Raw genomic sequence first — 13,481 nt, 5'->3', positions numbered from 1 at the left:
ACAGGAAGGGGCGGACCGCTACCCGGACACGTCGAGGAGACAGCGATGTCACATGACGCGACCCCGAATCTCGATTTTGCGGGCACCACTCCGTACGAGGACTACGTCCAGGCGGATGTCCTGACCCACCTCCAGCATCCACTCTCGGACGACCCGGGCGAGATGGTCTTCCTGGTCACGACCCAGGTCATGGAGCTGTGGTTCACCGTCATCGTCCACGAGTGGGAGACGGCGGCCAGGGCCCTGCGCGAGGAGGACCTGCCGGTCGCTCTCGCCGCGCTTCGGCGCAGCACGTACGAGCTCGAATCGCTCAACGCCTCCTGGAAGCCGCTGGCACATCTGACGCCCGCGCAGTTCAACGCGTACCGCAGTGCCCTGGGTGAGGGCTCCGGCTTCCAGTCGGCGATGTACCGCCGGATGGAGTTCCTGCTCGGCGAGAAGTCGGCGTCGATGCTGGTGCCGCACCGGGGCGCGCCGCGGGTGTACGCCGAGCTGGAGAAGGCGCTGCACCAGCCGAGCCTGTACGACGAGGTGCTGCGGCTGCTGGCCCGGCGTGGCCTCCCGGTGCCCGCCTCCGTTCTGGAGCGGGATCTGTCGCAGAAGTACGAGCCGTCGGCGGAGATCGAGAAGGTCTGGGCCGCGGTGTACGGCGGCGAGGACCAGGACACCGAACTGATGCGCCTCGGCGAGGCCCTGACCGATGTCGGCGAGCTGGTGTGGCGCTGGCGCAACGACCACCTGGTGGCGACGCGGCGCGCCATGGGCTCGAAGTCGGGGACCGGCGGTTCGGCTGGGGTGGCCTGGCTGGAGAAGCGGGCCCGCAAGAACGTCTTCCCCGAGCTGTGGACGGCGCGCAGCCATGTCTGAGTCTCTGGCCGGGAAGGCCGTGGCGCTGGACGCCGCAGACGAGCTGGCCGGGGCGCGCAAGCTGTTCGCGCTCGACGGGACCGTGTATCTGGACGGGAACTCGCTGGGCGCGCTGCCCGCGCATGTGCCCGCGCGGGTCGCCGATGTGGTGACCCGGCAGTGGGGCGAGCTGAGGATCCGCTCGTGGGACGAGAGCGGCTGGTGGACGGCGCCGGAGCGGATCGGCGACCGGATCGCTCCGCTGGTCGGCGCCGGTCCGGGCCAGGTGGTCGTCGGCGACTCCACAAGTGTCAACGTCCTCAAGGCGGTTGTCGGCGCGGTGCGGCTGTGCGGCGATGACGCCCGTACGGATGTCGTCGTCGACGCGACGACGTTCCCGACGGACGGCTACATAGCCGAGTCGGCTGCCCGGATGACCGGCAAGCGCCTGGTTCCGGTCGCGCCCGGGGATCTGCCGTCGGCGCTGGGGCCGGGCACCGCCGTCGCGCTGGTCAACCACGTCGACTTCCTCACGGGCCGTCTCCACGACCTGCCGTCGCTGACGGCGGCGATCCATGAGGCGGGCGCGCTGGCGGTCTGGGACCTCTGCCACAGCGCGGGCGCGCTGCCGGTCGGCCTGGACGAGCACGGCGTCGACCTGGCGGTCGGCTGCACCTACAAGTATCTGAACGGCGGCCCGGGTTCGCCGGCCTTTCTGTATGTCGCCGAACGCCACCAGGCGGCGTTCGACTCCCCGCTGCCGGGGTGGAACTCCCACAGCGATCCGTTCGCGATGTCCGCGGGGTACGAGGCGGCACAGGGTGCGGCCCGTGGCCGGGTCGGGACGCCGGACATCCTGTCCATGCTGGCGCTGGAGGCGGCGCTCGACGTCTGGGACGGCGTCTCGATCGACTCCGTACGGGCGAAGAGTCTGGCGCTGACCGATTTCTTCCTGGAGTGCGTCGCGGGGTACGTCGCCGAGGGGTCGGCCGGCTTGCTGACTCCCGTGGAGCACGGCGCGCGGGGCAGCCAGGTCGCGCTGCGGTGCCCGCAGGCGCCGTCGGTGATGGAGAAGCTGATCGCGCGGGGCGTCGTGGGCGATCTGCGGAGGCCGGACGTGCTGCGGTTCGGGTTCACACCGCTGTACGTGGGCTTCGGCGACGTCGAGCGGGCGGCCGGGGTGCTGGCGGAGGTTCTCGCGGAGGTTCGCGAGGGCTGAGCGGTGGGGGTGCGGGGTGCGGGCGTGTGTGGGACGGTGGGATTCTCCCCCGCCCCGTAACCGGGGCTCCGCCCAGGATCCGCCCCGCACCACGCGTCTCGAACGCCGGAGCGGCGACAGGTTGATACCGTCCCCCGCTGGTCAGGTCATTCCCGCCAGTCCGCGGGAAGGGTTGGAGCAGCATGCCGGACCCCGTCGCCCGTGACGCCGCCGAGGCCGAGTCGGTCTTCTCGCACCCCGTCGTGGCGCCGGACGCCTCCGTCGCCTACGGGGAATATCCCGACCAGGTCGTCGACTTCTACGCGCCCCGCGGCGGGCAGGCCGGCGCCCCGCTCGTGGTCCTGCTGCACGGCGGGGCATGGCGCGCCCCCGACGACCGGCGGCATGTGACGTCCTTCGCCGACTTCCTGGCCCGCCGGGGGCTCGCCGTCGCCAATGTCGAGTACCGGCGGGGGAGCGAGATTCCGCAGCAGCGCGGGAGCGGGCCCGTCGCCGGGCGCTGGCCGGAGACCTTCGACGATGTCGCCGCCGCGATGGACGCCCTGCCCGTGCTGGCGCGCAAGGCCCTTCCGCAGGCGGACGTCCGGCGCACCGTCGTGACCGGGCACTCCGCGGGAGGGCAGCTCGCCCTGTGGGCGGCGGCCCGCCATGTGCTGCCCGTCGGGTCGCCGTGGCGGCTCGCCGCACCGCCCCCGCTGCGCGGTGTGGTCGCGCTCGCCCCGATCGCGGACTTCGCGCAGGCCGTCGAGCTCGATGTGTGCGGCGGCGCGGTCCTCCAGCTCATGGGCGGGGAGGCGGAGTTCGCTGTGCGCGGCCCGCACACGGATCCGGCCGCCCTGCTGCCCACCGGGATCGCCACGACCGTGGTGCAGGGCCGCGTCGACATCACCGTGCCGTACGCCGTCGCCGAGTCGTACGTGGACGCGGCGGCCCAGGCCGGGGAGACCGTCGGGCTGACGCTCCTCGAAGACGTCGGGCACTTCCCGCTCATCGATCCGGCGGCCGACGCATGTGCGGTCGTCGCCGAGGAGATCGACCAACTCGCCTGGTGAGCACTCCGGGAGACTGCCTCGTCAGAAGGGCTGTACCAGGTAGTACTCAGGACGGACGCGGCAGGATCCATAGCGATGCTGACGACCGCGTCCGTCCTTCCGCTTACCTTCGATACGTGACCGAGAAGACCCGCAGTCCCGAGTACCGCCTGGCCATGGGTGCGCTGAGCGGCCTCCGCCAGGACCTGTTCCATGACGCCTTCGCCTACCGCCCCCTTCCGCGGAGGCGGATGGAGGGGCCGATCACCCGCCGGCTGGGCGGCCGGCTGCGCGACTACGCCGCGTGGACGCCCCATGTCCTGCTGGTGGGCTGCGCTCTGTTCGCGATGCTCCTGGCGTCCTTCTTGGGATCCAACGGCGGCGCGGGCCCGGAATTCGTCGTCAGCGGGTTCATACCGGCAGCGGCCGTGCTGATGACCATGGTCAGGCCGGTCGGCGCCTGGTGGCTCTCGCTGCTCAGCACCCCTGTCACCGGCATCTTCGCGGACTTCCTGGACGGCTCGCCCTGGACGCCCAGTGCCTTCTTCTCGCACCTCGTGGTGATGACAGTGGTCGCGCTGCGCACCCGTCCGCGCACCGCCGCCTGGATGTGGGCGCTCACCGCCGGGTACGGGGTCTTCGGCGAGGTCGTACTCGGCCGGGGCTACAACTCCAACACCCCGCAGATGCTCTTCGTCTCCGCGCTCCTGCTGCTGGTGGTGACCGTGCTGCACGTCCGCCGGGAGGCTGAGCAGGAAGTCGCGGCCCAGCAGACGGTCACCGCGGTGGAACGCGACCGGCGCACCCTCCTGGAGGAGCGCACCACCATCGCCCGCGAGCTGCACGACGTGGTCGCCCACCACATGTCGGTGGTCGCGATCCAGGCCGAGGCCGCTCCCTACCGGGTGGAGAACCCGCCGCCCGAGCTTGAGAAGGCGTTCGCCACCATCCGCGAGAACGCGGTGGCGGCACTGACCGAGCTGCGCCGGGTTCTCGGCGTCGTACGGGCCGAGGACTACCAGGCCCCCGACGCTCCGCAGCCGGTGCTCGCCGACATCGAGAATCTGCTCTCCAACGTCGGTGAGGCGGGACTGGAGACTCACAAGACGGTGACGGGCGCCGTCCGCCCGCTGCCGCAGGGCGTCGAGCTCTCCGCGTACCGGATCATCCAGGAGGCGCTCAGCAACGCGCTGCGCCACGCGCCCGGGTCGACGGCGAACATCGAGATCTCCTATGTCCTCGGGGGCCTGGGGCTGCGGATCGTGAACACCGCGCCCCAGGGCCTGGTCAAGCCCTCACCCGGCGCCGGGCACGGCATCACGGGCATGCGGGAGCGTGTGACGATGCTGAACGGCGAGATGACCGCGGAGCCTACCGATGACGGCGGCTACGCGGTGACCGCCTTCATTCCCGTCGCCGCGGCCGAGACCGCCTCCGAGGAGACCTCATGACGATCCGTGTGCTCATCGTCGACGACCAGATGATGGTCCGCGAGGGCTTCTCGGTCCTGCTGAACGCGATGCCCGACATCGAGGTCGTCGGCGAGGCGGTCAATGGCCGCGAGGCGGTCTCCAGGGTCGCCCAGCTCGCCCCCGACGTGGTCCTCATGGACATCCGTATGCCGGAGCTGAACGGCATCGAGGCGACCCGTGAGATCGTCACCGCGCACAGCGACTCCAAGGTGCTGGTCCTGACGACCTTCGACCTCGACGAGTACGTGTACCAGGCCCTGCGAGCCGGGGCCTCCGGCTTCCTCCTCAAGGACGCGTCCGCCCGCCAGCTCGCGGACGGCGTGCGGGTGGTCGCGGCGGGCGAGGCACTGCTGGCCCCGACCGTGACGCGCCGCCTGATCACCGAGTTCTCCAAGCTCTCCCAGACCCCGCGCCCGCCGGCGCTGGCCCAGGTCGGCGATCTCACGGACCGCGAGACGGAAGTGCTGGTGCTGATAGCGCAGGGCCTGTCGAACGCGGAGATCGCCTCGCACCTGGTGGTCGCCGAGTCGACGATCAAGACACATGTGAGCCGTGTGCTGGTGAAGCTGGGGCTCCGGGACCGTACGCAGGCGGCGGTGTTCGCGTACGAGGCGCGGCTGGTCACCCCGTCGTAGCCGGACGTCCCGCGGGCGGGTAGCGTCCGCACATGGACGCTGTATTCGAACCCTGGTCCCCTGCCTTCGTCGCCGACCCGTATCCCGTCTACGCGCGGCTGCGGGCCGAGGGGCGCGTGCACTGGTTCGAGCCCACCCGTCAGTGGCTCGTGCCGCACCACGCCGATGTGTCCGCGCTGCTGCGGGACCGGCGGCTGGGGCGTACCTATCTGCACCGCTTCACGCACGAACAGTTCGGGCGTACGGCGCCGCCCGCCGCCCATGAGCCGTTCCACACGCTCAACGACAACGGCCTGCTGGACCTTGAGGCGCCGGACCACACGCGGATCCGGCGCCTGGTGACCAAGGCGTTCACGCCGCGGACGGTGGAGCGGCTGCGGCCGGTGGTGGCGGAGCTGGCAGCGGGCCTGGTGGCGGATCTGAAGAAGGCGGGCGGCGGCGATCTGCTGGCCGAGGTGGCCGAGCCGCTGCCGGTCGCCGTCATCGCCGAGATGCTGGGGATCCCCGCGTCCGACCGGGCACTGCTGAGGCCATGGTCGGCGGACATCTGCGGGATGTACGAGCTGAATCCCTCCGAACAGACCGCGGCGCGTGCGGTGACCGCGTCCGTCGAATTCAGCGCGTATCTGCGGGAGTTGATCGGCGAACGGCGCAGGGCGCCCGGCGACGACCTGATCTCCGCGCTGATCGCCGCGTACGAGGAGGGGGACCGGCTCAGCGAACAGGAGATGATCTCCACCTGTGTGCTGCTGCTGAACGCGGGCCACGAGGCGACGGTCAACACCACCGCGAACGGCTGGTGGACCCTCTTCCGTCATCCCGGGCAGCTCGCCGCTCTCCGTGCCGACCACGGACTGGTGTCCACAGCCGTGGAGGAGCTGATGCGCTACGACACCCCGCTCCAGCTCTTCGAGCGCTGGGTCCTGGACGACATCGAGATCGACGGGACGGTGATCCCACGGGGCTCCGAGGTCGCGCTCCTCTTCGGCTCGGCGAACCACGACGACGCGGTGTTCACGGACCCCGGCGTCCTGGACCTCGCGCGCAAGGAGAATCCGCACGTGAGCTTCGGGGCGGGGATCCACTACTGCCTGGGCGCGCCGCTGGCGCGCATCGAACTCGCGGCGTCCTTCGGGGAGTTGCTGCGCGAGGCGCCGGACCTGCGGATGGTGGCGGAGCCGCAGTGGAAGGACGGGTTCGTCATCCGGGGAGTGAAGGAGCTGCTGGTCGAGCTCTGAAGGGGCGGGTCGGGAGAGGCTCGGCACCGCGGGCGGGTCGGGAGAGGCTCAGCTCCGCAGGTCCCTCCGCCGCAGGCCCGCAAGGCCCGCTCCGACCAGTGCCGCCGCCAGCAGCATCAGCACCGGCCCCCACCGCATCTCCGTCCCCGGCAGCGAGGGCAGTCCGTCTCCTCGCGGTGCAGCCGGAGCACCGCCTGCACCGTGTAGAGCGCGGCGACCATGCCGAGCATCCCGGCCATCGCGTCGAGGCCGCCGCGCAGCCGGCCGCAGAGGTCGATGACCTCGCCGCCGGAGAGGTTGCGCCACAGGGTGACGTCGCCGGGCACGTACGCGATACGGCGGTGCAGCTCGACCGCGTCGTTCCACGGGTCCCGGCCGAGGATCCGGGCGGTGCCGGAGTCGGCGCGCAGCAGTCCGAGCAGGACCCGGATGGTGGTCGACTTCCCGGCGCCGTTGGGGCCGAGGAAGCCGTGGACCTCGCCCCTCTCGACGGTGAGGTCGAGCCCGTCGAGCGCCTGCGTCCGCCCGAACGACTTGTGCAGTCCGGATACCCCGATGGCGGGGTTTGCCTTCGTCATAATTCGGAATGTACAGTACTTTCACGAAGTTGTGAAGTTAAGGAAGCGTATAAACTCGGCGCGGGGGGTGGACGAAAGGAGACGATGCGGCCATGGGCGGCGAGAACGACGCAACGGGGCGGGCCGACGACGAAGCGGTCTCACGGTTTGTCGAGCGCTTCGCGGCGGAGCTGACCGAGGCGGGCATGCAGCGGATGGCCTCCCGGGTCTTCGCTGCCCTGCTCTCCTCGGAGAAGGGCAGCATGACCTCCGCGGAGCTGGCGGAGCAGCTGCGGATCAGCCCGGCGGCGGTCTCCGGTGCGGTGCGGTATCTGAGCCAGGTCGACATGGTCAGCCGGGAGCGCGACCCGGGCTCGCGCCGGGACCGCTATGTGCTGCACAACGAGCTCTGGTATGAGACGTTCACCCGACGCGACCAGCTGCTGGCCCGCTGGGAGAAGGCGCTGCGGGACGGCGCGACGACCCTGGGCAGAGAGACGGAGGCGGGGGCGCGGGTGGCGCAGACGGCGGACTTCTTCGCGTTTCTGCAGCAGGAGATGGCGGGGATGATGGACCGCTGGCGGGCCTACCGCGACGAACGCGGGTTGGCCTGAGGGTCGGTCACCGCGTGCGGGGCGGGGCACGGCGGCCCGGTCGTCCGGGACGTGGGGCGGGATCCGCCGCGAGGTCGTGGCGGGCCCGACCGGTCACGCCGTCACCCGGCGCGGGTCCCCCTCGGCCGCCGGACGGGCTTCAGGTGCGCGGCGTCCGGGGCGTCGGCTCGTCCTCAGTCGGCGGACGGGCTTGAATCGCCCGGCAGTGTCAGTCCCCACGCCCCCGGCCGCAGCGTCCACGTCCGCGTCCGGACCGGGCCCGTGACCAGCGCGTCCGCACGGTAGCGGAAGTCCGCGCCCGAGACCGTCACCGACATCGCCCGTGCCGTCACCGGCTCGTCGTCGCCCGCCTGGTGCACTGTCACCTCCGCCCGGCCGCCGCCCGAGCGCACCGTGACGCCCGCCACCGCCCGGTCCAGGTCCGTCAGCAGCACCCCGTCCGCCTCCACGCGCAGCCGGTGCGTGCCCGCCGCGGCGGCATGCGGCGCCGGACGGACCAGCGTGCGGACCAGCGAGCGGCAGGTGTTCCACACGGAAGCCCCGGACCCGCCGCCCGCGAAGGGCGCCGACACCGTCCCAGGCACCGCGACGGCCGGGATCGCCAGCCCCCCGAGCACCACCCCGTCGCTCTCGTCGACCAGCAGATCCAGCCGTCGTACCGCCCCGTCCAGCACGGCCCGCGCCGCCGCGACGGCCCCGCGCGGCACGCCCAGGGCGTGCGCGAGGTCCACGGTCGGCCCGATCGGGACCAGGGACAGCGCCCCGTCGCCGAGCCAGCGGTCCCGGTGCAGGAGCCCCACCGCGCGCAGCAGAGCCCGGTCGTCACCCACCACCACGGGCCGCCGAGACCCCCTGCGGGCCAGTGCCCGCGCGAATTCCTCCGGCCCCTCGGGGAGACAGATTTTCGCCTCCGACCCGCCACACAGCACATCTTTCGCGATCCGCACGGACTCGCCGTCACTTCGGCGGGCGACCGGGTCGATGACCACCAGTAGCTGGTCGTGAGCCGACACCTCGGTCCTTCCTCGGGTAGCATCTTTGTGCAAGAGCCCCTTGCGCTATTGCGCCAGGGGCTTCGTCTATTCCGGGGCAACCGGTCCGAAGACTCAGGTACGGCTCAGGCCCCCTGACCTTGGTCTTGCCCCGCCCGGAAGGGGTGTACGCCTGTGCCCGCACTTGTGCTGCTCGGTGCTCAGTGGGGTGACGAAGGCAAGGGAAAGGCCACCGACCTGCTCGGTGGATCCGTGGATTATGTAGTGCGCTATCAGGGCGGCAACAACGCCGGCCACACGGTCGTCGTCGGCGACCAGAAGTATGCGCTGCACCTCCTCCCTTCCGGGATCCTCTCACCGGGTTGTACCCCGGTCATCGGCAACGGCGTCGTCGTGGACCCGGCGGTTCTGCTCTCCGAGCTGAGCGGGCTGAACGACCGTGGCGTCGACACGTCGAAGCTGCTGATCAGTGGTAACGCGCATCTGATCACTCCGTACAACGTCACTCTCGACAAGGTGACGGAACGGTTCCTCGGCAAGCGGAAGATCGGTACGACCGGCCGTGGCATCGGTCCGACGTACTCCGACAAGATCAACCGCATCGGTATCCGCGTCCAGGACCTGTACGACGAGTCGATCCTGGAGCAGAAGGTCGAGGCGGCGCTGGAGTCCAAGAACCAACTGCTCGCCAAGGTCTTCAACCGGCGCGCGATCGAGGCCGGGAAGATCGTCGAGGAGATGCTCCAGTACGCGGAGCAGCTCGCACCGTACGTCACCGACACGACGCTGATCCTGAACAACGCCATCGACGAGGGCAAGGTCGTCCTCTTCGAGGGCGGCCAGGGCACGCTGCTCGACGTCGACCACGGCACGTACCCCTTCGTCACCTCCTCGAACCCGACCGCGGGCGGCGCCTGCACGGGCGCGGGCGTGGGCCCGACGAAGATCAGCCGGGTCATCGGCATCCTCAAGGCGTACACCACCCGCGTCGGCGCGGGCCCGTTCCCGACGGAGCTCTTCGACGAGGACGGCGAGGCGCTGCGCCGCATCGGCGGCGAGCGGGGCGTGACCACCGGCCGCGACCGCCGCTGCGGCTGGTTCGACGCGGTCATCGCGCGGTACGCGACCCGCGTCAACGGCCTGACCGACTTCTTCCTCACCAAGCTGGACGTGCTGACCGGCTGGGAGCAGATCCCGGTGTGTGTCGCGTACGAGATCGACGGCAAGCGCGTCGAGGAACTCCCGTACAGCCAGACCGACTTCCACCACGCGAAGCCGATCTACGAGATGCTGCCGGGCTGGTCCGAGGACATCACGAAGGCGAAGACGTTCGCCGATCTGCCGAAGAACGCGCAGGCGTACGTGAAGGCGCTGGAGGACATGTCGGGCGCGCCGATCTCGGCGATCGGTGTGGGCCCCGGCCGTACGGAGACGATCGAGATCAACTCCTTCCTCTCGTAGGCACGCAGGGACACATACGCGTGGGGCCTCGGAGACGCATCGTCTCCGGGGCCCTGTGCATGTCCCGCGCGAACCGCGGGTCGCCTCCACAATCCCCTGTCCGGGGTCGCGGGACGGGCTCGGTGAGTGTGGGCCGAGCCCCGCCGGGCCAGGCGGAGTTGAACGGGACGCGGCCCCCACGCGTATTGGAAGGGGGCACTGTGTTCCGGCAGGTCCCACGGCGCTCGTGACGCCGTGTCGATACGATCTTGGGGCCGCGCATGAGGCACGCACGACGGAAACTCCAGCGGATCGCCCGACTGGCGGCCGTCGGCGGGCTGGTCTGCGGCGGGCTGATGGTCTCCAACGCCATGGCCGGCGAATCGGCCGGCCCGGCCGTCGACCCGGTCACGGGTCTTGTCTCGCAGCTCGGCACCACGCGCACCGCGGGCAGTTGGGTGGGTGCGGACGGACGTCCGGTCGTCGCCGTGACCGACGAGGAGGCCGCCGAGCAGGTCCGGCAGGCAGGAGCGGATGCGAAGCTCGTGCGCAACAGCATGAGCCGGCTCCGCGCGGCCACCGAAGCGCTGGGCCGGGCTCCCCGGGTGCCCGGCACCGCGTGGGCGGTGGACTACGCGTCCAACAAGGTCGTGGTGCGCGCCGACAGCACCGTCTCGAAGGGCGACTGGTCCCGGATGTCCGAGATGGCGAAGGGCATGGGCGGCTCCGTGGAGATGCAGCGGAGCGCGGGCAACTTCACCACCCGGCTCAACGACGCCGTCCCGATCTTCGCCGCCAACGGCCGCTGCTCCGCGGGCTTCAACGTGACGAACGGACAGGAGAACTTCATCCTGACGGCCGGGCACTGCGGTCCTGTCGGCACCACCTGGTTCAGGGACACCGGGCGCAACGAGCAGTTCGGCACGACGACGGCCGGAGCCTTCCCGGGCAACGACTTCTCCCTCGTGCGGTACGAGAAGGCCAACGCCTTCGACGGGTCCAACAACGTGGAGATCGGCGGGGGCCGGACCGTGCGGATCGTCGGCGCGGCCGATCCCGTCGTCGGTCAGCGGGTCTTCCGCAGCGGCAGCACGACGGGCTTCCGCTCCGGGAAGGTCACCGCGCTGAACGCCACGGTCAACTACCGCGAGGGCACGGTCACCGGGCTGATCGAGACCACGGTGTGCGCCGAGGCCGGAGACAGCGGGGGCCCGCTGTTCTCGGAAGGGCTGGCACTGGGCGTCACCTCGGGCGGCAACGGGGACTGCTCCGCCGGGGGGACGACGTTCTTCCAGCCGGCCACCAAGGCGCTCGCCGCCCTCGGGGTGAACCTCACGGGCGGCAGCGCGACGTCCGCTCCGGACCAGTCGATGGCTTCCGGTGCCATACCGCCCGGGACCCCGCCGGAGCCCGGGGCGACGGGCGGAGGCAGTACGGTCACCGGGATCCTGGACTTCGACGATGTCGGCCCCGGTCTGGTCGTCATCGTCGCGAGCCTCAGCGGACTCGTGGGCGCCCGCTGGATCCTGTCCGCCCAGGAGCGCAGGAACTTCCGCAGTTTCTACAACGCGAGCTGGGGCTGACGGGCTGGGGCTGACCGGCGGGGCTGCGGGACGGGACTGCCGGACGGGCGGCCCCGGCCCCTCAGCTCTGCTTGGTGTAGGTGAGGGGCGCGCCGGAGGAGCCGACCAGTTCGCGGACGATCGTGGTGTCGTTCGGCATGTCCAGGCGGCTCCACTGGCCGGGTGAGCACTGCTTCGGATCGCCGGACGTGACCTTGGTCGGGCCGAGTTCGAGCGGCGGCCCCGAAGCCTGGAGGGTGGCGGACCAGCGGCAGTCGTAGTTCGGGCCCGTGCCCGACAGGGTCATGACCTGCTGTCCGGTGCCGCCCTGAGCGATCGTCATGGTGCGGGTGTTGGTGCCGTCCGCCGTGTCGAAGGACGCCCGCCAGGAGCCGACGTACTCCTGCGGGACGCCGCCCTCCTGGGTGCCCGAGGTGGTCGGCGGCCCGGTGGTGGGGTCCTTGGAGCCGGGGGTCGTGGGGGTCGTCGGGGACGAGGCCGTGGGGCCGGGTCCCGGCTCCGCGGTCTTCTTCGTGCCGTCGTCGCCCATGAAGGCGTACACCGAGCCGCCAGCCAGGATCGCGACGAGCAGGGCGACGGCGATCAGCGCGGCCGTGCCGCCCTTTCCGCGGGGCGGGGGCGCGTACGGGAGGGGCGTGGGGTAGTACGCCGCGGGCGGCGTGTGCGCGTACGCCCCAGGGGCCGGGTGCGGCGGCTGGTACTGGTGCGGGGCCTGACCGTGCGGCTGGTGGTTCTGGGGCGGCTGGTGGTGCGGGGCCTGCGGGGGCGCCGGGTAGCCGTATGCCGGGGGCGGGGACGGCGGTGGTGTCTGCTGCGGGGCCGGAGGCTTCGCCGAGGCGGCGGTCATCGTCGGCGGCTGCGCGGGTGGCAGCGCCCGTGCCTGGGTCTGGTCGGCGGGCTGCTCCACCTCCAGCAACTGCACGGCGTGCCGACCCAGCTGGGCGACGAGCGCGCCCGGGAGCCACGGCTCGGCGCTCGCCTCGCAGGCGGAGAGTTCCAGGATGCGGTCGAGCGTGGGGCGGGCGGCGGGATCCTTGTGCAGAGCGCCCCGTACGAGCTCCGACAGGCCCTCGGGGAGCCCCTGGAGGTCCGGCTCCTCCTGCGCGATGCGGAACATCAGCGCGTGGACCCCGCTGTCCGCCGAGCCGAACGGGAGCCGGCCCGTCGCCGCGTACCCGAGGACCGAGCCGAGGCAGAAAATGTCGCATGCGGGCGTGACGCGGTCGCCGCGCACCTGCTCGGGGGCCATGAAGCCGGGCGAGCCGACGATCGCGCCGGTGCGGGTCAGACCGCCGTCGGTGACCGTCTCCAGCGCCCTGGCTATGCCGAAGTCGATGACGCGCGGGCCGTCGATGGTGATCAGGATGTTGGACGGCTTGAGGTCGCGGTGGATGAGGCCGGCCGCGTGGATGTTGCGCAGGGCGTGCGCGAGTCCGGAGGCGAGGATGCGGACGGAACGCTCGGGGAGCGGGCCGTGGTCGCCGGAGACGACGGTGTGCAGTGCGGGCCCGGCGATGTAGCCGGTGGCCACCCACGGGACCGGCGCCTCGGTGTCTGCGTCCAGGACGGGCGCGGTCCATTCGCCGCCGACGCGCAGTGCGGCCCGGACCTCCTGGCGGAAGCGGCTGCGGAACTCCTCCTGCTCGGCGAGCTCCTGGCGTACGAGTTTGACGGCGACCGTGCGGCCGCGGTCGTTGCGGGCGAGGTAGACCTGGCCCATGCCTCCCGCGCCGAGCCGGGCGAGCAGACGGTAGTCGCCGATGTGCCGTTGATCTCCTGGTGCCAGTGGCTCCATCGCCGTGCGCCCTTCCCCCGACCTTCGCTGGACGGACCGAGGATATGCGGCCCGTCAGG

At 71.5% G+C, this 13,481-nt stretch carries 11 protein-coding genes and 1 pseudogene; 9 read left to right on the top strand and 3 right to left on the bottom strand.

Annotated features, from left to right (window positions below; translation table 11 throughout):
• Positions 1-45: 45 nt before the first annotated feature.
• From OG293_RS16445 to OG293_RS16420, 6 genes are all read left to right on the top strand, one after another.
• On the top strand, positions 46-867 hold the full coding sequence (locus OG293_RS16445; protein WP_405999541.1) for a tryptophan 2,3-dioxygenase family protein: 822 nt from the start codon (positions 46-48) through the stop codon (positions 865-867).
• The gene (gene kynU, locus OG293_RS16440) at positions 860-2,065 is read left to right on the top strand and encodes a kynureninase (RefSeq protein WP_405999540.1); all 1,206 of its coding nucleotides are present in this window, start codon (positions 860-862) and stop codon (positions 2,063-2,065) included. Before OG293_RS16445 ends, kynU begins: the two co-directional genes overlap by 8 nt.
• A gap of 182 nt (positions 2,066-2,247) precedes the next feature.
• On the top strand, positions 2,248-3,117 hold the full coding sequence (locus tag OG293_RS16435; RefSeq protein ID WP_405999539.1) for an alpha/beta hydrolase family protein: 870 nt from the start codon (positions 2,248-2,250) through the stop codon (positions 3,115-3,117).
• Positions 3,118-3,233: 116 nt separating this feature from the next.
• Positions 3,234-4,547 (top strand): sensor histidine kinase, encoded by a 1,314-nt coding sequence (locus OG293_RS16430; protein ID WP_405999538.1) that lies wholly within the window; start codon positions 3,234-3,236, stop codon positions 4,545-4,547.
• Positions 4,544-5,203 carry a response regulator gene (locus OG293_RS16425; protein WP_405999537.1) on the top strand — a complete coding sequence of 220 codons (660 nt, stop codon included), beginning with the start codon at positions 4,544-4,546 and terminating at the stop codon, positions 5,201-5,203. The genes OG293_RS16430 and OG293_RS16425 overlap by 4 nt, the downstream gene beginning before the upstream one ends.
• A gap of 32 nt (positions 5,204-5,235) precedes the next feature.
• Positions 5,236-6,441: a cytochrome P450 gene (locus OG293_RS16420; RefSeq protein WP_405999536.1), complete on the top strand. Its 1,206-nt coding sequence runs from the start codon at positions 5,236-5,238 to the stop codon at positions 6,439-6,441.
• A gap of 242 nt (positions 6,442-6,683) precedes the next feature.
• Here OG293_RS16420 and OG293_RS16415 read toward each other — a convergent pair.
• Positions 6,684-7,019 (bottom strand): annotated as a pseudogene (locus tag OG293_RS16415) (ATP-binding cassette domain-containing protein); the annotation flags it as partial.
• A gap of 92 nt (positions 7,020-7,111) precedes the next feature.
• Between OG293_RS16415 and OG293_RS16410 the strand changes: the two are divergent.
• Positions 7,112-7,612, top strand: coding sequence for a GbsR/MarR family transcriptional regulator (locus OG293_RS16410; RefSeq protein WP_405999535.1), 501 nt, complete (start codon positions 7,112-7,114; stop codon positions 7,610-7,612).
• 173 nt (positions 7,613-7,785) lie between these two features.
• Here OG293_RS16410 and OG293_RS16405 read toward each other — a convergent pair whose 3' ends face one another.
• Positions 7,786-8,625 carry a diacylglycerol kinase gene (locus OG293_RS16405; RefSeq protein WP_405999534.1) on the bottom strand — a complete coding sequence of 280 codons (840 nt, stop codon included), beginning with the start codon at positions 8,623-8,625 and terminating at the stop codon, positions 7,786-7,788.
• 153 nt (positions 8,626-8,778) lie between these two features.
• Between OG293_RS16405 and OG293_RS16400 the strand changes: the two genes are divergently transcribed.
• Together OG293_RS16400 and OG293_RS16395 are read left to right on the top strand one after the other, a co-directional pair.
• Complete coding sequence (locus OG293_RS16400; RefSeq protein WP_405999533.1) at positions 8,779-10,065, top strand: adenylosuccinate synthase; 1,287 nt, start codon at positions 8,779-8,781, stop codon at positions 10,063-10,065.
• A 260-nt stretch (positions 10,066-10,325) separates the two neighbouring features.
• Positions 10,326-11,627 (top strand): S1 family peptidase, encoded by a 1,302-nt coding sequence (locus OG293_RS16395; protein WP_405999532.1) that lies wholly within the window; start codon positions 10,326-10,328, stop codon positions 11,625-11,627.
• 61 nt (positions 11,628-11,688) lie between these two features.
• Here OG293_RS16395 and OG293_RS16390 read toward each other — a convergent pair whose 3' ends face one another.
• A complete protein-coding gene (locus tag OG293_RS16390; protein ID WP_405999531.1) occupies positions 11,689-13,422 on the bottom strand; it encodes a serine/threonine-protein kinase in 1,734 nt (577 codons plus the stop codon).
• Between the last annotated feature and the right edge of the window lie 59 nt (positions 13,423-13,481).

The organism is Streptomyces sp. NBC_00829 (assembly GCF_045161795.1).
In the GTDB taxonomy this organism is placed as follows: Bacteria; Actinomycetota; Actinomycetes; order Streptomycetales; family Streptomycetaceae; genus Streptomyces.
The sequence above is the reverse complement of the archived record's forward strand: the minus strand, read 5'-3'. Positions and strand labels throughout refer to the sequence as shown.

Bases quoted from the DNA above. Each gene is read 5' to 3' on its own strand.
- OG293_RS16445 (WP_405999541.1), top strand. From the start codon at position 46: ATGTCACATGACGCGACCCCGAATCTCGATTTTGCGGGCACCACTCCG.
- kynU (WP_405999540.1), top strand. From the start codon at position 860: ATGTCTGAGTCTCTGGCCGGGAAGGCCGTGGCGCTGGACGCCGCAGAC.
- OG293_RS16435 (WP_405999539.1), top strand. From the start codon at position 2,248: ATGCCGGACCCCGTCGCCCGTGACGCCGCCGAGGCCGAGTCGGTCTTC.
- OG293_RS16425 (WP_405999537.1), top strand. From the start codon at position 4,544: ATGACGATCCGTGTGCTCATCGTCGACGACCAGATGATGGTCCGCGAG.
- OG293_RS16420 (WP_405999536.1), top strand. From the start codon at position 5,236: ATGGACGCTGTATTCGAACCCTGGTCCCCTGCCTTCGTCGCCGACCCG.
- OG293_RS16410 (WP_405999535.1), top strand. From the start codon at position 7,112: ATGGGCGGCGAGAACGACGCAACGGGGCGGGCCGACGACGAAGCGGTC.
- OG293_RS16395 (WP_405999532.1), top strand. From the start codon at position 10,326: ATGAGGCACGCACGACGGAAACTCCAGCGGATCGCCCGACTGGCGGCC.
- OG293_RS16390 (WP_405999531.1), bottom strand. From the start codon at position 13,422: ATGGAGCCACTGGCACCAGGAGATCAACGGCACATCGGCGACTACCGT.